Genomic DNA, 22668 nt, shown 5'->3' with positions numbered 1-22668 from the left:
GCATGTATTAGGCACGCCGCCAGCGTTCGTCCTGAGCCAGGATCAAACTCTCCATAATAGAAAGATGACTTGCTCATTTTGATGCTAGCGAGATTAATAATCTCATTTATAGTCGATTATTCGACTTGCTTACTCACTCGTTGTTCAGTTTTCAAAGATCAATTTCTTTCGTTCACTGCCGTGTTACCGAAGCAGCGAGAAGTAATATACCATGTTTACTTTTAATGTGCAACTACTTTTTTTTGAGTTACTTTCAGTTGCTCTCACCAGCCTGTCTTGCGGCCGGAGTGATAATATAGCATGGTTTCGACAATGAATGCAATGTTTTATTTTTCCAAACCAAAATTAATTTCTTAAGGCAAACTTCTAAGCTTAGCGGTTCTTTCTGCTTGATTTGTTTATTGCCTGTTACCTCAACGAGGCTGCCAATTGGTGTCGGCGGGTCTGTATTGTTTTAAGAACCATTTGTGACATCGTTATTGCCGAATTCAATGAAATGCTTCCCCTCCTCCACAAAGAGCAGTCGGCACCCAATCCCTCTGGTTTCCAACCCATTCAGGAACACCATCACTGTCAAGATCCATAGGAATGACGGGATGTCCTTAAAAATCTTGGAATAATCGTGGGGTTCTTTTCTATACCTTGATTTTTAGACAGTCCATAAACCTGCTTTTATATAAGTAAAACTGCCAGCTTTGAGCAAAAAAGGCCACCACGTTGTAGCCCTGTCGTATTAAAAATGCTCGGCCCCTTTTAGCAACAATTTCTCGCGGCAATTCTAACTGCCTTTTTAAGTCACTTAGTGACGATGATTAGCATCGTCAAAAAAAATCCCATTCCGAATGCCGGAAATCTCCCGAGCAATCCACTGCCCAGGTGTAATTCCTTCTACTTCCTTAAATACACGTGTGAAATGATGCACCGTTTTGAAGCCTACTGTTTCCGCAATATGCTTGATACTGCAGTCTGAATATGCCATCCATTCCTTGGCACGCAAAATCCGGACTTCCTTCAGAAAAGCTGCAATTGTGAGACCTTTGTAATCTTTGAAAAGCTGGCACATATAGCTTGGGCTATATCCAAGCTTCTTGGACATTTCCGAAATCGTCCAATCCTGATCCGAATGCTCCAAAATCCATTGCTCTGCTTTTTCCGCTGCTGTGGCATTAGCAATGGAAACTCGAGGTGCCAAAGAACGAGCCTCTACAACGTTTGATTGTCCTTCATTGTCCAAGTGCTCGGCAGCTCGTGACAATACATAGAGCAGCTCTGCCAGATGAAGCGCTGCCAACTCTCGGAAGTAACTTTGCCGTTGCAGCCCCTCGCTGCGTACAAGTTCAAGAAGCCGCGCTGCCTCTTTATTGTGAATGTGCATCCGCGCAGGTATGTGCCCTGTAGCGCTTTCAATTTCTTCCGATATAATCTGAAATTTGATGTCCAAGGTTTTCACCTGATCAACGGCTGTCAATCCATGCAATTGATTCGGTCTTATAAAGAAAATGGTATCAGGCTCCAGCTCGAATATGTCGTCTTCACATTGAAATACCCCGCTGCCGCTAGCAATCCAAAAAATTTGATGAAAGGCATGCTGATGCAGATTCCTATTTTCGCCTTTTTCGTAATCATAACGCGCAGTCCACAATAGTTGAATCCCAAAGTTACTCATGCCTTCCCCCTTCTTATGTCTCTGTAATCGGTATTATATCGTAATTCGAGATAAAAATGTCACAATCTCAGACAAAGAAGAATATAGCCGTATTTTATATACTTTAGGAAGGAAAGTTGACTTCGTATTTACGAAAAGGAGAACAAACCCTATGCGGATTAGCGAGAAATTCCCACGGTACACCGAGTACAATCCAAGCGTGCCTGTTTGGTGCGTAACACCTGGAGAAGGAGGCGGATTGCATCGTTTTTTTGACACTTCCCCGGTCAGTCCATCCGGCCGGTATCTAGCCGTACTGCGTATGCCCGATAATGACCGCGTCAATATGCCCGGCGAAGCCGCCGATGTTGTTCTTATTGATTTGCACACCGCCGAAGAAAAGGTTATTGCACAGACTTTCGGTTGGGAGTATCAATTGGGGGCCAATATTAATTGGGGCGCAGATGATCATTCCCTCTATTTTAACAATGTAGACACATTGAACTGGGAACCCTATATTGTCAGTATGGACCCACTTACTGGTGTGACGCGTAAATTGGAGGGCTCTATTTACCGCATATCTCCAGACGGTAATCAAATCATATGTGCCAACACAGTGACCATGCGACGGACTCAGAACGGATACGGGGTCGTCATTCCTGACGAACGAGTCACGCGAAATTTCGGATTTCGTGCTGACGACGGTTTGTTTATGACCGATACAAAGACTGGCAAGCGAACGCTAGTCATCTCAATCCGGGAGATTTTTGAACGTGCTGTTCCCCAAATAGACAAAGCGATGTACGAGCATGGCGAATGTTATGGGTTCCATTGTAAGTTTAATCCTCAGGGGGACCGGCTGATCTTTACCATGCGTTGGTTCCATTCCCAAGAAACTCAGCCCTGGAATCAGATCAAGCAGCATCTTGACTTTTGGGTGCTGACCATGAAACCAGATGGAACCGATGTATGTGTTGCGGTAGGCCCTGAGCAATGGGAAAAAGGCGGCCATCATATTAACTGGTTTCCAGATGGCGAGCATCTCTCCATGAACTTGGCCATTCATGGAGACAAACAGATGAAGCTTGTCCGTGTCCGATACGATGGAACAAATTTGTGTACAATCACTGATGATATACCTGGTTCCGGTCATCCGACTGTTCATCCGAACGGCCGTCACATACTTACAGATACGTATGGCGGAGAGCAACTTGCATTTGGAGACGGTACCATTCCGCTGCGCTGGATTGATCTTCAGACAAACTCCGAGCAGACGCTAGTACGGATAAATGTCGCCCATGCCGCCTCGAATCTCAACGGCTCGCTTCGCGTAGATGCTCATCCCGCTTGGGCTCCAGATGATCGCCATATTGTGTTTAATGGCTATGTTAACGGAGCACGGCGAGTATTTATTGCTGATTTAGGCGAAATGATGTAACTACAATACTCGCTAACAATAGTCTGCACATAGCGAATAGCTCGCCGATTCATCGGCGAGCTATTTTGATATATTATTAGGCTTGTTCTAATATAGGGCGAAGCATCCTACTTAGATTTTCCCCCATAAGTTCATGCCCATAATCCGAGGGATGAATGAGATCACAAGTGAGTCCCGCGAAATCGGTCAGAATTTCAGTGCCTTCTAGCAGATAAAGTTTGGGGTACTTGCTACTAGCGACAATCTCCCGAAGAATGGCGTTGAATGCTTCCTGATTCTGGCCGACTAACGTTCCTTGGCTGTCATAAGTAGACGCGTTCGTAAATATAGTTATGACCACAACGGGCTTATTCGGATGCTTCGTACACATGGATTGAATCAAATATTCAGCACGTTCCCGAAATTGCTCTGGCGAATAAGAGTTCCTCATATTCACACCAATCTCCAGCGTGGCCAGATCCCAGTCGGTTCGCGAAGACAAATAGTCGGCTACCTGATACTCGCACATACACGCACCACTTAGCCCCATGTTCAAAACATCAAGGCCTAATCGTTGTGCTGCCTTATGCACATAAGCATTGTAATTATGCACGGCGGAACTTCCGTGAGTGATAGAAGAACCATAAGCGAGCCAGCGAACAGCGGGCACCTCATCTGGCAACGGCGGACGAACGGAATGGCTGAATACCTCAATTCCGTGGAACCTAACCGCATAGCGTCCCGTGATGACGCGCCATACTTGTGGTGCAAAGCGCTTATTTTTGATGGCATCAAGATTTACTTTGCTAGTGTCTAGCCGTTGAACGAGATGCAAGGTATGCTGTACACCGCTTCTCAGCGTATAATGAGAATGGTAAAAGTCTCCCTGGTAGATGATAACCTCTCCATCCCCTTCAACAGCTGTTAAAGATATACGAACATTCTGGGAATCCGTAACAAACCTAATTTCGCATCCGCTGGCCTGTTGTGAAACAAAGCCTCCACGTTCGCTCATCACTTCACGAACTGCCTTCGGATAACGTTGTAATGTCAAGCCATGTGTAAGCTTGTTTTCCTCCGCCTCTGCAACATTAAAAAGTTCAATTGATTCAAACTGCATCTTGATCCCCTCCTATTCAGCTACATCGTCACCGAACTCCAGCTTTACCACAAGCACCTCATCCGTAATCTCATTCACTGGCAGATTGCGAATCCTTAGGTAAGGCCTCTCCCGCCAATACCAAGGCAGTTGCTCTACTGTTGTCTCCAACTCCCGTCCATCATTTAGCAAGACAGCACGCTTGGGCAGCATATTCAGTGGCTTCATGATGATGGTTGAGCTTTGTAAATCACGATAGGCGTGAGCATAGATGGTGTTACCTCTGCGAGTCAGCAGCACCTCGTCACGAAACACACGGTTTGCTACTTCATTCGCGTCGATAAACTCGTCTTTCCCGCCTAAGTAAGAAGCAGGAGTTACATCAACTAACGCTTCCTTCACCTTCTTATACCAACGACCAATACGTCTCAGCGTATCCATATTCTCCTGCACGATCTTACCTTTCTCGGTAGGGCCCACATTTAGCAAATAATTGCCGCCCATAGCCATGATCTTATCCATACTCTGCATAAGGAACTTGGTGGAATAATAATCTTCATCCTTGCGATACCCCCAGCTTTCTCGTCCTAAAGACTGACAAGCTTCTGTCGGCGTCCGGAAATATCCGCCATCAGGCACATGCCTCTCCGGTGTGCTGTAATCACCTTTATCTGGTCCACGGTTATTGATAAGAATGTCCGGCTGTAACGACCGTACAAATTCATTGATCGCTGGATTGTGGTACTCAGCTACATTAACATCCCAGAAAAACTGATAGATCGGACCATATTGCGTGAGAAGTTCCTGCAACTGCTTCTTCACATACTCATAATATCGTTCAATATCCGGTTCATCTCCAGGACGGGGTCCGAACATTTCATGATGTCGACCAAGGTTAGGATAATTAGGGTGATGCCAATCTGGACAAGAGTAATAAAGGCTAAGCGGGAAGTTCCGCTTCTGGCATGCCTCCGAAAGCATCGCTAACACATCTTTGCCATAGGGTGTATTCGTCACCTTGTATTCTGAATGTGCAGTGTCCCACATACAGAAGCCATCATGATGCTTCGTTGTAACGCATAAATACTGCATGCCAGCCTCTTCGGCTAAATCAATCCATTCGTTCGGGTCGAATTCCTGCGGATTGAATTCATGAATGAATTGTTCATATTGGCGTCTGGTAATATTGCCCCTCCATGGAAGTTGTTCGTGCCATGCAGGGATAGCATACAAGCCCCAATGGACAAACATGCCGAATCTTAATTCGAAAAAACGGTCTCGCGCATCATGAAATCTTGGTAACATGTTTATCCCCCTATTAGTTGTTATAACTGCTGACTTGCTTCTATCATACCTTTTCTATTTACAGCAATCTTCCGATTTGTTAACCTGTTTTTAGTGAATTCTAACTTCATTATCAAGAAATGAGTGCTGAACTTGTCAGATCTGCCAACCTACCATTCACTTCGTAATGTGTTGACCAACATCCAGGTGGACGTCATCATCGCCAACCTGCAAACTGTCGGCCCTGACTGGCAGCGCCGTAATTTTGTTCACAGTTTTAACCGTTTATATTATATTCGGAGTGGCGAAGGACGCATTGAAGTAGATGGCGCTGTCTATCATCCTAAGCCAGGTCAACTTGTCCTGATGCCTTGTCATACTGTACAGTCTTATTCCACAATTAACGACAATACCTTTAATAAATATTGGTGCCACTTTACAGCTCGTGTTGGAAATCGTGATCTATTCGAGATGTATCGGTTCCCGGTTTGTATAGACGTGCCCTCATCATCTGAGGTCGAAGTTTGGTTCGAGCGAATGGTACGTGGCATAAGCAGTCCGGGACTAGGTACGATTCTAGATATAAAAGCCTCTTTACTGCATCTTCTGGGGATGGTTGTCGACCAACACTTTGAGGAGATAGCCTCCCCTTCAGCTTCTACCCAGAAAATGGGACGTGTTCTTCAATTTATTGAAGAGCACCTGCAAGATAGGATCACTGTTGAACAGCTTGCCGACCTGGTTCATTACCATCCCAATTACTTTATTCGCAGCTTTCATTCCGTTCTTGGCTGCTCACCCATTCAATACATTAATCGCTTGCGAATGGAAAAGGCACGTGCCCTGCTGGCGTCTGACCAATCCATCGGCAGCATCGCCCAAGCCGTCGGCATTGAACATCATAATTTTTCAACCATGTTCAAACACTCTACTGGCTTTTCGCCTAGGGAGTTTCGCCGAATGCTGGAGCACGACCACAACAAGAATTAAAGAGAAACCAAAAAGGAATAACGTAAACTGTTATCCCTTTTTTTATGCTTTAAGCTAACTGATGCATTCCAGCTATCGCATGCTGCCAATATATTTATTTTTATATTCAGAGGGGGAGATCCCTATATGTTTTTTAAATAGCTTGCAAAAATAACGGTAGTCCGAAACGCCAACTTCCGCTGCAACCTCATATACCTTCTTGCCGGATTGCCGCAGCAACTGCTGGGCTTTCTGCATTCTGGTGCGGTGCAGGTAGTCATTAAAGTATTCGCCCGTAACCTGTTTGAACAATTGTCCCAAATAAATGGTGTTGAGGCCAACCCGCTCGGATAAATCCGGCAGCCTGATCTCCTTCATATAATTTTCATGGATGTACTGGCAAACCTGCTGGACCTCCCAACGCGTCACATTCATTTCGGGATGAAGCTTGGGGTCCGTCAACAAATCAAACACACGGTTCCACCACCGGATAAAGTCTTCCCAGCGCTCGATAAACAGCAGCATTTGGTGACATTGCATGAGGCTCGCATCCTGTTCCAGCCACGGGCATTTCAGCATGATATCCCCAGATAGTCGAATCAACTGGGCAGGTGAATACGGCGATGCCTCCAGCGGAAGCGTAGTCAGTTGTTGGACAACCTCCTGTAACAGAACCGCACCACCACCATAAAAAGCCTTTGTCGCCTTCGACAGTAACTCCACCTGCTCCATCACACTGATTTCCTGGAAATTCACATGATGTAGTGGGGAATGCAAGGAAGTATATTCTTGCTTTTCATAAAAGTATCGGCTTAGCTTCTCTAGCCCCTCCGAAATTTGTGCATGCATCTCGGCATTCTCACCTACCAAGCTGCCGCTATTCCATACATATAGCTTAACGTCGCCTTCCTTGGCCAACAGTACCTGTGCTGTTTGGTAGAGAGCAGCTTCAAAGTTGTTGGAGCTTGCATCCGTATCGCTGGTTATCACACAAAGCAGCTTCGTCTTCCCGAGTGGAAATGCAACCATTTGCTGGTCAGCTGCAGCTAGAGCTTCGATCCTCGCAGCCAGCTCTTGCTGTCTATCGGTGGTCTCTTCAATAGGGCAAGTTGCTTGATTCCAAAGCTCCTCGAATACATCTATACCTACCCATAGCACAGCCACATGGCGCTTTAGCTCCGTGGATAGCTCTTTACTGATCTCACTCCAAATACCTTTTCTCTGATGCGCATTGCTCTCCCACCAATGATCAATTAGCTCTTCACGTCTCTTCCATGAATGAGATATGGACTTTGGTGCCGAATCCTCCGCCCTATCCATGGTCACCGTCTTGCCTGCTTTGTCCTTCAATAGTACCTTTAAATCTTCCACAGCTGCTTGACAGGCCGCAATAATTTGTTCTTTCGATAAAGCAATTTTCAGCAAATAGTTTTTGGCTCCCAGTAGAAGTGCCTGGCGTGCGTAGTGAAACTCGGAATGTGCCGTCAAAAAAATAATCGATATCTCCGGCCAACGTTTGCGCACTAGCTCCGCAAGCTCCAATCCATCCATGATAGGCATGGTGATATCGACCAATAACAGATGCGGAAGCTCCTTCTCCATCATCGTTAACGCTTCTTGTCCATGCCCGGCTGCACCGATGCATACAAAGCCGTGCTCCTCCCAAGGAATATGCTGGGTAAACCGTTCACGAACTGGCAGTTCATCATCTACAATGAGTACTTTAATTAGCATCACGTCTCTGCCCCATTTCTATTTGCCTGCTGTTCCGCTCTGCAGATCTGAAGGGCAGACGCACCATCACCCGCGTCCCTTCACCCAGGCTGCTTTCAATATCCAGGCCAAACGGCTTGCCAAAATGCAACTGAATCCGCTCATGGATGTTGCGTATGCCTAAATTATTTAAACCCTTTCGTTCCTTGTCCGGACGATCCAGCAGTAAGGAATCCTTTAAGAATTCATTGGAAGCTTCCGTAACAATCAATCTTCGAATCATTTCCTCCTCAATGCCAGGGCCCGTATCCGACACCTCAAAGCAAATAATTCCAGGCTGCTCCTGATAGGCCATTATAATAATATGATTGCGTTCGCCTGGCTTGTTCAAGCCATAGAATATCGAATTTTCAATTAAAGTAAGCAGCGTAAGTTTCGGAATATATGCCTGCTCGAACGGCTCTGGAATGATGATGTCCATATCAAAAATATCTCCGAACCGCAGCTTCATCAGGTCCACGTATTTCCATACACATTCCACTTCAAATTTCAGAAGTACTACCTCATCGATCTTATCAATAGAGAAACGCAAAATACTGACCAATGATTGAATAACAGAACCGATTTCCTTGACTCTTTCGGTTTCAACCAAGCAATAAATCGTATTCAGCGCATTATATAAAAAGTGAGGATTAATCTGCGATTGTAACACTTTTAACTCATGGTACCTTTTTTGATCCTCCATGTGCTGTAGATCTTTAAATAAGGTACCGATTCGATCCATCAACTTATTGTAGCCGCTGACTACATAACTGAATTCATCCATCCGTTTCATATCAATGCGGTGCTCCAAATTCCCTAAGGCTCCATAGTTCATTTGCCTGGAAATCTCTTTGATCGGGGCGCGGAAGTACCGGCCAAGCCAAAAGGAAATCGCCAAAGAAAGTAAAATCCAGAGCGACAGCATCAATACGTACTGCTTCTTGACTACCTGTAGAATCTCATAAACCTCCATTTCATTAATGGCGGCAAATACTACCCAATCCCAGCGGTTACGGTTGCTTTTTAATATCTTATACCGCCCGTCAGGCAGGTCCACATGGTCGAATTCCAAATCATTGTTTTTAACCTTATCCTTGAGCATATGAACCATCGGATGGTCTCCGTTTGTTTTCTCCTCGAAGGTCATCGGTGTATTGGTGGAGATCAGTTCTCCGGTTCGTGACAGCAGATACAAATCCATTCTCTTCTTGAGCGTGGGAACGGTTAAAGAGCTGGCCAGATTGTCTAGGTTTAGATCAATGGCGATCACGCCCTTAACCGTCGAGGACTCAATTGTTTTTGCCGCAGTAATCGTTTTTTTGGAAAAGGACGATAGATAAGGCTGGCTCCACCAGAAGCCCCATAACCTCGCTTGATTATATACCTCTGCCATTTGCTCCTTGTTCACGAAATATTTCATTGACTGTGGGGCACTAATATTGTATTGGCCGTCAACAATTAAATAAATACTTTTGATCGTATCCGGGTGCAGCTTGACCATATTTTCCATCAGTACCTGGTAATCGGTTAACTTGAGCGAATCGAAAATTTCTTTGTCTGTCAAAAATAATAAATTTTCCTGGATCGCCGTCATATGTATTTGCAGATACCCCTCGACCTGCCCCATTAATAGCTGCAACGACTCTTCCTGATTTTGCTTAATAATAGCCGAATTATTGTAAAATGCGATGCCTCCTACCAATAAAAGCCCCAGTAGAAAAGAAAAGAAGGTTATCAAAAAGAGCTTCGTTCCTATGCTCGAAAATAAAAAATGAAGCCGATTTGCTCTTGTGGGCATCCTTGTACCTCCTGTAGCCTGCCATCCGTAGACAAGTCTGAAAACCCTTACATTGTATCATAATAATGGGATATGACCTATGCATTTCTGATTGGTTTGTGGTATCCTCCTATTCGAAAAAGGAGAGGCATGAATAGCCCTCTCCCCCTATTATTATGGCAAACTTATTCTAAAACGCCTGCTTCACGCATTTGCTTCTCGTAGTTAGCGAAAATTTCTTTGCCACGATATTTGTTCATCAGCTCATCACTCAATTGCGGCCATTTCTCGATTGGGATTTCGCCAAACACAATTTTGGTGTGAAACACATTCTGCTGCTTACGGAAATCCGCAATATTGATGCCGTCTGGCGGCGTTACTTGAATACCATTGGAATACGGAGCCCTTTTATAAGTGGCCAGCTGCTTATAAAGTTCTCGGTCACGATCGGTCAAATTGGGATTAACAATGTCGAGCCCAATTTGTCTGGCTTCGCTCTCTGTAGGGGAAAATGCTCCGTAAATTTTCAAGAAATCGCCTTGCTCTTTTGCTATTTTATCAAGCTCCACCATATTAGGTAAAATTTTGTTGCCCTCGCGCTTGTAATGCACATCCTGCTTGCCATAATGCGTTAGCAGATAGCCTTCTTCACTGCACAAATAATCAACTAGCTGAAGAATACGCAGTACCTTGTCTGGATCCTTGTCAGCAACCGCCTTGGGAATCGCCCATCCTGTGTTGCCAGTCGCTTCTACCCATGTCGCTTGGTCGGGGTATGGATTAAAAGCCACGATATCAAATTTGGGATTAATTTTTCTACCTTTGTTTAAGAAGCTGTTCGGATTGCCCTCTAGAAAATTGTTAATGCCCCGCGAGTTTACGATCCCTACCTTGCCTTGAGCAAACTTCTCAAAAACAGCTTCGCCTTTGTTCAAGAACCAATCAGGATCCACGATTTTCTCATCGATAACAGCCTTAATCTCGGCTAATACTTTTCCAGTTTCAGGTGCAACCAGATTATCCTTAACATGCTTGCCATCGTTCGTAAACGTACCCATCATTCCGTATTTGGCCCACATCGGCCATTCCTGCCCGACCTGTTCTCCATTGCCAGTAGCACTGAATCCGTAAGTATCCTGTTTGCCGTTGCCATCCGGATCCTTAAACGTAAAGGCCCTCATGACATTCAGCAGCTCATCATTGTTGCTAGGAACCTTCAATCCAAGCTTATCTAGCCAATCCTTACGGATATACCAAGTTGAATATTCGGTCTTCGCATACGGCCTCATTGCCCAAAAGCCCATTGGGTTGTTCTTGTCCCGCTCCGCCTTCAGTAAAGGGGCATCCGCCCATTTCAAATAATTCGGCAAATATTTGTCATTTAAATAACTTGATAAGTGAGTCAAAGACCCATTGTTGGCATAAGTCTGTATTTCCCGGCCTCCGATGGTGAATAGATCAGGTACGTCACCAGAAGCGAAACGCACATTCAGTTTGTTCGTATAGTCGGGACCAGCAGGCATAAATGTTATTTTCAAATCAATGTTTAGCTTCTCATCGATCGCTTTTTTGACAAAATCCTGATCGGCCGGGGGAAGGGTTACCGAGCCGGCATTCTGCTGAAACACCTCAATCGTATATTTTTTTGAGGCTTTTGCTGTCGGTCCGGTCCCTGTAGCTGCGGGTTCTGTTGTTCCTTCCTTCGTCGAGCAGCCTGCAATCACAACTAGCGGCATCAGCAATGAAATCATACCTGTTTTCCACTTTCGATTCATCTAAAAACCCCCATCAATATATTTTGTCACCCTTTAATCGCACCCAGCATCATACCTTTGGTAAAATGCTTTTGAATAAAGGGGTAGATCACCAGCATAGGCAATGTCGAGACGACCACCAAAGCCATTCTTAGCGTTTCCGGTGGCAATTCCACCCGCGCCTCCGGATTTAAGGCAAGCAATTCCTGACTGATTTGCGGCTGCTGCAACATATTGCGCAGCACCACCTGAAGCGGATAGTTTTTCGGATCACTCATGTACATGATGCCATTAAAAAATTCATTCCAGTGCGTTACACCATAGAACAACATCATGGTCGCCAGGATCGGCTTGCAAAGTGGCAGCACGATGTGAAAAAGCGCTTGCATATCATTACAGCCATCGATTTTGGCTGCATCCTGAATTTCTTCCGATAAACTTTCGAAGAAAGACTTCATGATTAACAGGTTGAAGGTAGAAACTACCGATGGGATGATTAAGGCCCAAATGCTGTTGAGCAAGCCCGTTTGCTTGACTACCAGATAAGTAGGAATCATGCCACCGGTGAAAATCAAGGTAAACACAATCATCATTAGCACGATATTTCTTCCAGGCAGCCACTTCTTTGACAATGGATACGCTAGCAACGTGGTTACCAGCAAATTGCAGGCTGTACCGACTATGGTGATGATAGCCGTTATTTGTAAAGCACGCGGAACCAGTGCGCTTTGAAATATGGCCTTGTAAGCGACCAGCGTAAACTTTGTAGGCATAAGCACGAAACCACCATTTTTTAACACCTCAATAATTGGGGTCACAGACATAATGATGACATAATAAAAGGGAAACAACGTTACCAGACCGGCTACAGTAAGGACAGTATATAGCAGGACGTCCAGAGCACGATCCGTTTTTGTTTTAATGACAACTAATGACATCCGTACTCCTCCTACCAGATTCCCGAATCACTATATTTTTTGGCTAACTTATTAGCCCCAAGTACAAGCACCAAACCAACGAAGGATTTGAAAAAACCGACTGCGGAGGCAAAACTGAATTCCATACTTTCCAGCCCCCGGCGATATACCCAGGTGTCGATAATATCTCCAGTCTCATAGACCCGGGTATTTAAGAAGATATAAATTTGGCCGAAGCCGGCATCGAGGATATGCCCAATTTTCAACAGCAGCAGCAAGACAATCACATTGCGAATGCCCGGCAGCGTGATATGCCAGATTTGCCTCCAGCGCCCAGCTCCGTCTACAATCGCTGCTTCATACAATTGCGGGTCGATGCCCGTCAAAGCAGCCAGATAGATGATAGCCCCAAAGCCAGTATCCTTCCATATTTCCGTTAAAACCAGCAAGGGCCTGAACCAGCTGTTGGAGGTCAGGAAATTAATGGACTCTCCACCAGAATCGCGAATCCATTGATTGACCAAACCAGAATCTGTAGCTAGGAACGCCATCACCAAGCCGTAAATAATTACCCAGGACATGAAATGCGGCGCATACGTAATCGTCTGAATCGTTCTTTTAAACCAAGCGGAGCGAATCTCGTTCAAGGCAAGTGCCATCGCAATATCCGGCAGCATGCCGAACAGAATTTTATAAAGACTGATTACCATTGTATTGCGAAGTAGTACATAGAAATCCGGGCTGCTAAAAATCGTTTCAAAATGCTTAAAGCCTACCCAAGGACTACCCATAATGCCCTTCATAATGTTGTAATCTTGGAAGGCAATCAATAATCCCATCATCGGGATGTACTTGTAGATAATGTAAAACGCAACGCCAGGAACCATCATCAGATATAGCCATTTATTCTGTATAAAGCTTCGAAAGTAGGTTCTTTTTATTTTGGTGGCACTCGATATTTTCATCGTACTTGTGCGTTCACTAAGCATTTCGTCCCTCCTGTTTGTCATCTTCTATCTCAATTATAAGATGGCACTACAGGAGGAACTAGCCATGCATTCTTCAAAAATGTGTAATAATCTTAGATCAAGGCAACGTTGAAACGGTCATTGTCGTGCTAGCAGCAGACACGTTCCCGGCAAAATCTCTGGCGACTACCTTGAAGGTGTAGCTGGTGTTCGGTGTCAGTCCAGAGAACGTAGAGCTGTAAACCAATGGTGTGGAAGTCGTGCTCACCTTGACTCCGTTACGGTAGATGTCGTATTCTTTGACTCCCGTATCATCGATGGATGACGTCCAATGAATGTGTACGCTCGTAGAAGTTTGGGAATCCGACGCCAAATTAGTTGGAACGGTTGGTACCGTTGTATCTGCAGCCGTACTAAACGTCAAGGTATTGCTATTGGATGAGATGAAGCCTGCGGCATCATTCGCCAATACAGTCAGACTGTAGGTGGTATTGGCAGTCAGCCCGGTCAGAGCCAAAGAATTTACTGATGTAGAGGCTATGAGTTCTGTTCCATTGTTAGAGATCAGATAACGTTTTACAGCTACATTGTCTGTAGAACTGGTCCAATTCAGCTGGGCCGAGTTGCTTGTAATCGAGGTGGCAGCCAGGCTGGCAGGTGCCGTTGGTGCGACGCCATCGTTAACGACAGCCAGTGGTGTATCGGCTATTCCACTAGGTACGGTCGCACTGCTTTTGGTCAGCATCAGCTTATCGATCTGGGTGCCGTCTAATTTATTAATAATTTTCACTGTGTGCCAACCATCCGGTAAGGTAATCGGTGAGGCTGACTTTGTCCAGCCCCATGCTGCCGTCGTTAGTGTATTTTCAATCTTTGTATCTCCATCAACCTGGACATACACCTTATTGCTGCTAGCGTCGACACCTTTACCCAACAGCCATAAATAGAAAGTGCCCCCATTGCTGACATTGAGGCTATATTCCATCCGAACGTTTGTATTCTCATCCCCGTTTCCGTTATTGATCTTCATATAGCTCCCGCTGGAAGCAGCGGAATCGCTAACTAAAGAAATGTTACCTGTCTTAAAGCTGTTCCATTCCGACTCCAAATAGCGATCGGCGCTTCCATTGAAAGCGATGGTACGCCCGGATGAGGTTACCCATACTTCGTCGCTTGCTGCAGACAAATTGCCTGCCGCGTCCTTAGCTTTGATCGAATAGTAGTGTGTATCAGGGTCCACATTTCTTAATTGCATAGAACTAGCGGAGGAGCCACTTGAAGTGACGAACACCCCATTATCATACATTTCATAGCTGCTCACCCCGACATTGTCAGTCGAAGATGACCAAGTAAAGCTGAGATAGGCAGGCTCTCTCATAAACGCTTTAAAATTGGTTGGCGCACTTGGTGCAGTCGTATCCACAATGGAGGATGCGGCAGTGACAACCGTAGCAACATTGGACGCAGGGGAACGGTTGCCCGCAGCATCCTTAGCTTTCACCGTAATTTGGTAGGTTTTGTTGGCAACAAGGCCTGTCATCGTGTAAGTGGGGCTTGTTGATGTTGCCTTGAGTACAGAGCTCACGTAGATATCATAGCCCGTTACACTCGTATTATCTGTTGAAGCTGTCCAGGATAAGACTGCACTGGTGTCAGTCACATTGGACGCTGTAACATTTACCGGAGCCGTAGGTGCCTGAAGATCCGTCCCGTTAGCCCATAATGCCCCCGTATTTGCTGCAGTTCTTGGCGCGTATATAACCGAGCTTCCCGAAATTTCATCTGCTCCTGCATCCGGGTTACCACTGCGTGTTTGCCCATCCATGTCCGTGCTCAGTCCGGTAACTGTATTCCCATAGTTGCTTATAACACTATAGGATTGCGGCCGACGCACATCTCCCGTGCCAGTAAGGCTCGGATTAGCAGAGTTAATGCCGGTTCTTCCAACACCTTGGAGTGCACTCCCGCTTAAGAAAAATAGATTTTTCGCATACGTCGGAATAGTAAGATTGTTTACCTTAGAACCATTTTCATTAAAAGCTTTGCCTCTATCTGTTTGAATCAGATTGTTCTGGATGGTAATCCCCGTTGGCGTAATTGGATACATGCTATTGTTAATATTGATGCCAATGCCTGCATTAACGATCGTATTGTTACTCACCGTCACCTGGTCGGCTGCGTAATGCCCATTCGCTACATTATCGCCGCCATCCAAATTGATTGCGTTATTCGTAATATCTTTAAAATAATTATTGAATATGGAATGGGAGCTTCCATACACACGTATGCCCTCTTTGGTGCGGATAAAAAAGTTGCCATTCACTGTATTATTGTTGCCAAACCGAAGGGTAACCCCAGATGGCGAATCGCGAAAAGTGTTGTAGCGGACGGTATTCCCGCTCGATTTGACACTGATGATCTCGCCTCCATCGGCAGTTACGTTTTCCATCAGGTTATGCTCAACAATCGTTCCAGTTATATCATTATTGGTGGCTTGCCCGATTTGGATAGGCTCCATACCATTGGTTTGGCCGGGGAACAAATCCCCTACATAACGAATATTCCTGAAGTAATTCGTGCTAATTGTATTATCGTGATTGGTTTGTGTGGATGTTCCAATTTGGACACCGACACCACTTGAGCGGTTGCCATCAAATGTGTTGGACTCAATCACATTGTCGTGGGAGCTATTTAACATTTTAATAATATGGGAGGTTGGATTGGTTGTATCACCGCTGTTAAGAAAATAATTGTTACTCACCTTCATATTTTTCGCTCCAATCAGCGAAATAACATTCCGATTGTTATTGCCGGCCACATACTGTACCTCAAATTTAAAATCTCTAAATTCCATCCAGGCACCCGACAATCTAATGGCAACAGTGCCGGTAAATACACTTTGTCCCGGCGTCGCAGCCCGAATAATGATAGGTTGGGTGGAAGTCCCTTGGTTATTGCTTAGTATGATCATGGAGTTGCTTCCATCATTATCATAGATTCCGTTAGCCAGAACGATCTCTGCGCCAGCCGTGGCATTCGTCACCGCCGTCTGTAAATCGCTAATTGACGAAACATTGGTTACGGCAGCTTCAGCTTTCCCCTGTCCGGCCAAACAAGCAATAAATAGAAATAATAAACCTAAAAACCAAACTTTCCTCAAAATAATCAATCCTCCTTAGATGGGTGGAGCTTTTTCTAACAAGCATACATGGATTGCACTAAGGATCAAATAAGTATTGAAGCGCTTTCAATAATGAAAGTATGGATCATCACTATCCTCCTTTTTCCTATTTACTTGAATTGTAGTTGACAAGGATAGATGAAGCTAGCTCGATAATCTTCAAAATTGTGTAAAATTCTTTACTTTTAAATGCGAGTCGCCGGAAGGCCAAACAAATAGAACCCAGCCGACGGCTAGGTTCTATTTGTTGCACATACATGCTTACCAGTATACTTTGGTCTGACCGAGTAACCGTGCTACAGCTTCCACAAAATAATAATCACCATATATGAGTGAGCAATCTATGTTTTTGCCTGCGGGATGATGCCCACAGCCGTGAATAAGCAAGCCCTCATGTGTTTCATCCTGATTTGTCGAATACATCTCAAAGAGATTCTGGACAACCTGATTGGCATACGTTTCGTAGGCTGCTCGTTCCGAGCCCTCCACAAACTTAGCAAGTTCCAATAAGCTTGCGGCAGCAATGGCAGCTGCAGAACTATCACGTTTAGCTGTCTTTGGATCAGGAACAGAGAAATCCCATATAGGAATCAGATCGGGTTCAACAGCATCGAGAAATACTTTCGCGCAATTACGAGCCACATTCAGATACACATCGTCGCCTGTGTAGCGATAAGCGTGCGTATAGCCACCGATTGCCCATGTTTGTCCACGAGACCAGACGGATTCATCCGCATATCCCTGGTGGGTTTGACCGAACTTCGGCTCACCTGTAACAGGGTTAAATACAAATGTATGGTAAGCCGTGTAATCTGATCTAATTATCGTACTCATGCACGTATTCGCATGCGCCTCTGCAATTTGGCGGTATGTTTGGTTACCTGTTATCTCCGAAGCCCAGAATAGGAGCGGTAAATTATACATGCAGTCAATAATAATACGGCCTCTGTTTTCTTCACTAAAGGGATCTCCTTGTTTCCACACATTCCACGCTTGAATGAATTGACCTTTTTCGTTAAATCGTTCGGCCAAACGATCGGCTGCATCCAAAGCCACCTTGAGCGCTTCAGGATTTCCTGTAATTTTGTAATCTGCCACGAAAGACAGCGAATAAAGAAAACCAATATCGTGATCCAGTGTTTCCGGTGTGTCATATAAGCGTTTCAAGAGACGCGGATACGAGTCGCGAGCAGTGCGAATAAAATTTTCATCCCCAGTCAATTCATAACACAACCAATTCAAACCTGTCCAAAAGCCACCTGTCCAAAACCCATTTTCAGAAAACTCATAAACTCCATCTTTCGTATGCGCAGGTAGACGATCTCCGTATTTCGCAGCGTTGCGTTGCGTTTTGTCAGTAATAAATGTAACGATAGTTGATAAATTGTTCATGGTGTACTCCCTTTAATCATGTTTATTTACGCGTTAATCTGCGGTATTGATCAATCGTTACTTTTCCTTGCAGAGCTTCTCCTTCAGAAAAGCGCTTTAATTCATCGACAATAAAATCGCAAAGCTCTCGCTTAAGAATTCCGTGGAACCCGCCAATATGCGGCAAACAGACGACGTTTGGCAGCTTCAGGAGTTCATGGTCAATGGGAAGCGGCTCACGATCGTATACATCCAGCATGGCTTTTATACGGTTGGTACGTAACTCTTCAAGCAGCGCATGCTCCTGTACGATAGGTCCTCGTGCCGTATTCACGAATAATGCTCCATCGCGCAATCGCTTCAGCTGTTCGCTGCCAATCATTCCACGCGTCTGGTCCGTCAGTGTATTGTGAACCGATACAATATCGCTCTGTTCAAAAAGGTCGTTCAATTCACAAAGCTGGACGCCTTGAGCGTTCGCTTCGTCTTGCGAGCAATAACTGGAACACAATAAGATTTTTACATGAAATGGTTTCAACATCCGTATCACTTGCTTGGATATTTCTCCATATCCCACCAAACCAATGACTCTCCTGCTTACACCGAGAACTGTATCGCCGTTGTTGTTGCTCCATTTACCTTGTTTTAGGCTGGCACTAAGTGTGGAGAAATTCCAGGCTCCAGCACAAATCATGGAGAATGCACATTCGGCAGTCGAGTGCGCCAGCACTTTATTTGCGGTAACAATGGTAATATTCGTTTCAAACACATCTTCATTCACAATAGCTGCAACACTTCCGGCACCATGGCCGATAAACTTCAATTTAGTCGCTCTAGCCAGCACCTCTGGGGTAAACACTGGCGATCCCCATGATGTGATACATGCATCATACTCGCCGATTCTTTCAGCCAAATCCTCACTTGTGAATTTCTCATTTAACGCAATAAAATCAACATCGCTTAAGCTCTTTAGCTTTTGAATTGTCGCTTCCTGCCAAAGTAACTCTCTAAGTTCAGGATTCTTCATCGTAACTAATGTTTTCACTAGATTGTCCTCATTTCGTTAATGGTTTGAGTTAAATGATTCATATAGCTTACATAAGCGGGAAAAATCAGTTCCGGTTCCATACCAGGTACCTGAAGCTCCTTGCGCCATTTCGTTTCCCATTCTAAGGAATAGTACCCCTGGTAACCTGCTTGATCCAGTAAGCTGACAATCTCGGTGATAGGAATGATACCTTCTCCAACTTTCGTATACTTCCAATTTATTTCCATTTTGTCTTCAAAGGGCACACCGTCTTTCATATGAACATGAGCGCATTGTGCTCCCAAAAGTGAAATCGTATCAGCTGGAGATTCACCTTCTTCAAGCGGATGAATAATATCATAGATTACTGCACAATTCGTCCGATCGACATCATCCAGCAGCTTACGAAGCACTCTCCCCGTCGCAAATTCATTATGCGTTTCTAGCCAAACCTGCACTTGCAAGGATGCGGCATAATCACAGGCTTGCCTCACGCGAGCGACAATATTTCCATATGGGATAGCAGGTACTTCCTTGTCTCTGCGACCGTTGAAGTATCCTAAGAAAACTCGAATACCTTGTGCTTTCAAGTCATGTGCCAGGTTTGCAACCTTCTCGAAATGTTCCGACATCGCCTGATCACGATCTGATCCATTGAAGCAAACATTCGAACCAATATCCGTGACCCTTATGTCAGCTTCTTCAAATAAATGAAGTGCCTCTAAACGCTCATCTGAAGTCATCTCGGTGGATACCATCCACGCTTTACCCTCCCGTAATTCCATCGCTGAAAATCCACATTCCTTTGCAAACGTAATCATCTTTGCCAAGCTCCAGCCTTCACAAGGCAGAGTACTATAGGCTAGGTTTCTCAAGCTTCATTCCTCCTGTACGTGATCTTCAACTTTGATTACTTCCATTGTAGCCCCACGTGAGCGAAGAAACTTTCCCTTTTCCACGGATTTATTGCACATTTCCACGACCCCATGTAACATGACAAGTAGGATGAAATAGGAATGTGTGGTGTATACGATGTCAGACTTCCCCGTCTATGCGTACAAAGAAATGCTGGATGAAGAGTTTCCATTCAAAGTTGAAGTACGAACACCTGCTTATATGAATAAAACTAAGCATGCTCATGAACATTTGCAGCTTTGCTATATGATGTCGGGCAGCTGTTTACATGTCACGAATGGTCGGTCCTATGTCTTGACCAAAGGCGACTTATTTTCCATCCCTCCTTATCAGGAGCACCGTCTGGAATTGCGCGAGTCGATGGATTTTGTCTTAATTCAGATTGACTTTATGCCCCATGCTATTAATGAAAGTCTCCGAGACCTCACCCGTATGCAAACCTTCGTAGATTTTGCTTATATTAGACCGCTGATCTCACAAGAAGATCTTATTCCTAAAATGGCTCTTCCCCCGAGCATTCAATCATCGGTTGAGAATGTCCTACAGGTGATGAGAACCGAATGGGATGAAATGGAAGACGGCTACCAACTGGCAATCAAAGCTGAGCTTTTAAAGCTACTTGTGATTACTGGTCGACAATATGCCCGTTATTCAGAAACTACGGGGCAACAAGAACAGCGAGAGGTGTTGTTTCATCGTGAGGCTTTTCATAAAGCGATTGCCTATATGGAATCGCACTATCATGAGGACCTTCATCTTGAAGATGTTGCTCATATCGCCTATATGTCTCCCTCTTATTTCAGCAGTATGCTGCGACTTGTAAAAGGGAAGTCCTATATTGAGCTCTTATCTGCTATCCGTATGCAAGTGGCTATGGAACTCTTAAGAGACTCTGATCTGAATGTAACCGAGATTGCTTCACGCGTGGGCTACAACCATATCAGCCATTTCAACCGGATGTTCAAAAAGCATACGGGTGTAACACCACGTGATTTCCGAAAGCATCTTTCTTAAACAATAATAAAAGCTGTTCAAAATTTTAATGTCTCCTAACAGGCATCCTTCCTTCTCTTCTTCACTTTTACTTGTTGGGTGACAAATTGGTTTTGAAATGAAGAAAGCCAGCAAACACAAGGTGAAGTGACCCCTTAAAGTTAGACAAATATTTTAAGCAACCTTTTGGGCATGAACTCGGTACTGTACCGGGCTCATGCCTTTTAATTTTGACTTGATACGTTTGTGGTTGTAGTAATCCATGTATCGTGCTAATTCTTGCTTGAAGTGATCTACACTTTCAAACTCATTTAGATAAAGAAACTCCGACTTCATAATGCCAAAGAAGTTCTCCATTACCGCGTTATCGTAACAATTTCCTTTACGTGACATGCTCTGGGTAATTCCTTGTTTCTTCAATGCATGTTGATAGGGTTTCATCTGGTAGTGCCAGCCTTGATCCGAATGTAGGAGCAGTTCATCCTCCTTGGATAAGCATTTAAAGGCCTTGGTTAGCATCTCTGAGACTAAGGAATAGGTAGGGCGGGACCCTATTGTGTAAGTGATAATTTCCCCGTTAAACAAGTCCAAAATAGGTGATACATACAGCTTTTCTCCAAATAATTTAAATTCCGTAATGTCAGTAACCCATTTCTGATTTGGTTTTTCCACATTAAAATTACGATCGAGAACGTTAGGTGCAATTTTACCAACTGTTCCTTTATATGAACGATATTTCTTCATACGCACCACTGATTTCAAGCCTAATTCTTTCATGATACGCTGTACTTTTTTATGATTAACTCGGTGTCCCCGATTAAATAGTTCATCACGAATACGACGATAGCCGTAGCGTCCCTGATGTTCCTCGTAAATGGATTGGATAAGGCGTTTTAGGTCTACGTTTAGATCGGGCTTGTCAAACTGCTTTACATAGTAATAAAAGGTACTACGCGGGACGCTAGCGATCGCTAGCAATGCAATCACCGGGAATTCATGCCTTAATTCATAGACTACTTGTGCTTTGTCTTGTTTGGTGATTTTTCCTTGTTTTGAACTAAGGCATTCAACTTTTTTAGATAGGCGTTTTCCATCCGTAAACGTTCTAATTCTGCTTTTAGAGCTTCTATTGAACCCTCCGTAGGTTCTTGTTTCTTCGTATTGTTTTCTTTCTTATCTGACATAAGTGAACGCCCCTTTTTCTTCGATTTCAGGGCGTCCATTCCATTTTCATTAAACTGACTACGCCATTTTCTAATGATCCTAGGAGAGGAAATATTGAAGATGACAGCAGCCTCATTCGGAGACGTCCCATTCTCGTTCATATAGTTGAGTACGTCTAGTTTAAATGACATGGTGTAAGCTGTATAGCTCTTTCCAAAAGCTGTTAACCCGTGATATTCGTATTGCTTAATCCACATACGTACAACTTCGTAATTTATCCCTAGTGATTTTGCGATGTTTTTAACTCCTTCAGTACCATCCTGATACCTATGAATGGCCTTTAACTTCTCATCTAAACTGAATTTAGACAAAAAAACTACACCTCCATTGTTAGTTGTGTCTAACAAATGGGGTGCAGTTCAAGGGTTTGCT

General features: G+C 44.5%; 16 protein-coding genes and 1 rRNA gene. 3 read left to right on the top strand and 14 right to left on the bottom strand.

Features of this window, described 5'->3' with window-relative positions:
* Window positions 1-58 (bottom strand): 16S ribosomal RNA (locus AC58UX_RS29050); the annotation flags it as partial.
* Between the two features lie 741 nt (window positions 59-799).
* Window positions 800-1666, bottom strand: a complete 867-nt coding sequence (locus AC58UX_RS29045) for a helix-turn-helix transcriptional regulator (RefSeq protein WP_497259295.1) — start codon at window positions 1664-1666, stop codon at window positions 800-802.
* Window positions 1667-1817: 151 nt separating this feature from the next.
* On the opposite strand from AC58UX_RS29045, the gene AC58UX_RS29040 reads away from it, so the two are divergent.
* Entirely contained in the window at window positions 1818-3083 is a 1266-nt protein-coding gene (locus AC58UX_RS29040) for a TolB family protein (protein ID WP_497259293.1), read from the top strand.
* Between the two features lie 76 nt (window positions 3084-3159).
* On the opposite strand, the gene AC58UX_RS29035 is transcribed toward AC58UX_RS29040, so the two are convergent.
* Window positions 3160-4182, bottom strand: a complete 1023-nt coding sequence (locus tag AC58UX_RS29035) for an SGNH/GDSL hydrolase family protein (RefSeq protein ID WP_497259291.1) — start codon at window positions 4180-4182, stop codon at window positions 3160-3162.
* A 12-nt stretch (window positions 4183-4194) separates the two neighbouring features.
* Window positions 4195-5466, bottom strand: coding sequence for an alpha-L-fucosidase (locus AC58UX_RS29030; protein ID WP_497259289.1), 1272 nt, complete (start codon window positions 5464-5466; stop codon window positions 4195-4197).
* A 123-nt stretch (window positions 5467-5589) separates the two neighbouring features.
* On the opposite strand from AC58UX_RS29030, the gene AC58UX_RS29025 reads away from it, so the two are divergent.
* Window positions 5590-6435, top strand: a complete 846-nt coding sequence (locus tag AC58UX_RS29025) for a helix-turn-helix transcriptional regulator (RefSeq protein WP_497259287.1) — start codon at window positions 5590-5592, stop codon at window positions 6433-6435.
* A gap of 72 nt (window positions 6436-6507) precedes the next feature.
* On the opposite strand, the gene AC58UX_RS29020 is transcribed toward AC58UX_RS29025, so the two are convergent.
* The 9 genes from AC58UX_RS29020 to AC58UX_RS28980 form a co-directional block, all read right to left on the bottom strand.
* Window positions 6508-8148: a response regulator transcription factor gene (locus tag AC58UX_RS29020; RefSeq protein WP_497259285.1), complete on the bottom strand. Its 1641-nt coding sequence runs from the start codon at window positions 8146-8148 to the stop codon at window positions 6508-6510.
* Window positions 8138-9967, bottom strand: a complete 1830-nt coding sequence (locus tag AC58UX_RS29015) for a cache domain-containing sensor histidine kinase (RefSeq protein ID WP_497259283.1) — start codon at window positions 9965-9967, stop codon at window positions 8138-8140. The genes AC58UX_RS29020 and AC58UX_RS29015 overlap by 11 nt, the downstream gene beginning before the upstream one ends.
* A gap of 164 nt (window positions 9968-10131) precedes the next feature.
* Complete coding sequence (locus AC58UX_RS29010) at window positions 10132-11721, bottom strand: type 2 periplasmic-binding domain-containing protein (RefSeq protein WP_497259281.1); 1590 nt, start codon at window positions 11719-11721, stop codon at window positions 10132-10134.
* 26 nt (window positions 11722-11747) lie between these two features.
* Window positions 11748-12638 (bottom strand): carbohydrate ABC transporter permease, encoded by an 891-nt coding sequence (locus AC58UX_RS29005; RefSeq protein WP_497259279.1) that lies wholly within the window; start codon window positions 12636-12638, stop codon window positions 11748-11750.
* Between the two features lie 11 nt (window positions 12639-12649).
* Window positions 12650-13606: an ABC transporter permease gene (locus tag AC58UX_RS29000; RefSeq protein ID WP_497259277.1), complete on the bottom strand. Its 957-nt coding sequence runs from the start codon at window positions 13604-13606 to the stop codon at window positions 12650-12652.
* 97 nt (window positions 13607-13703) lie between these two features.
* Window positions 13704-16745, bottom strand: coding sequence for a fibronectin type III domain-containing protein (locus AC58UX_RS28995; protein WP_497259275.1), 3042 nt, complete (start codon window positions 16743-16745; stop codon window positions 13704-13706).
* A gap of 282 nt (window positions 16746-17027) precedes the next feature.
* Window positions 17028-18158 carry a glycoside hydrolase family 88 protein gene (locus AC58UX_RS28990; RefSeq protein ID WP_497259273.1) on the bottom strand — a complete coding sequence of 377 codons (1131 nt, stop codon included), beginning with the start codon at window positions 18156-18158 and terminating at the stop codon, window positions 17028-17030.
* Window positions 18159-18180: 22 nt separating this feature from the next.
* Complete coding sequence (locus tag AC58UX_RS28985; RefSeq protein ID WP_497259271.1) at window positions 18181-19182, bottom strand: hydroxyacid dehydrogenase; 1002 nt, start codon at window positions 19180-19182, stop codon at window positions 18181-18183.
* On the bottom strand, window positions 19182-20039 hold the full coding sequence (locus AC58UX_RS28980) for a sugar phosphate isomerase/epimerase family protein (protein WP_497259269.1): 858 nt from the start codon (window positions 20037-20039) through the stop codon (window positions 19182-19184). Before AC58UX_RS28980 ends, AC58UX_RS28985 begins: the two co-directional genes overlap by 1 nt.
* Window positions 20040-20196: 157 nt before the next feature.
* On the opposite strand from AC58UX_RS28980, the gene AC58UX_RS28975 reads away from it, so the two are divergent.
* Window positions 20197-21093, top strand: a complete 897-nt coding sequence (locus tag AC58UX_RS28975; protein WP_497259267.1) for an AraC family transcriptional regulator — start codon at window positions 20197-20199, stop codon at window positions 21091-21093.
* Window positions 21094-21246: 153 nt separating this feature from the next.
* Here AC58UX_RS28975 and AC58UX_RS28970 read toward each other — a convergent pair.
* Window positions 21247-22607, bottom strand: a protein-coding gene (locus tag AC58UX_RS28970) for an IS3 family transposase (RefSeq protein ID WP_497259265.1) whose coding sequence is annotated in 2 segments (ribosomal slippage) — window positions 21247-22151 and window positions 22151-22607 — 1362 coding nt in all. Because the reading frame shifts where the segments join, the coding sequence is not laid out codon by codon here.
* Window positions 22608-22668 lie beyond the last annotated feature (61 nt).

Source organism: Paenibacillus sp. J22P90, from assembly GCF_059692195.1.
The sequence above is the reverse complement of the archived record's forward strand: the minus strand, read 5'-3'. Positions and strand labels throughout refer to the sequence as shown.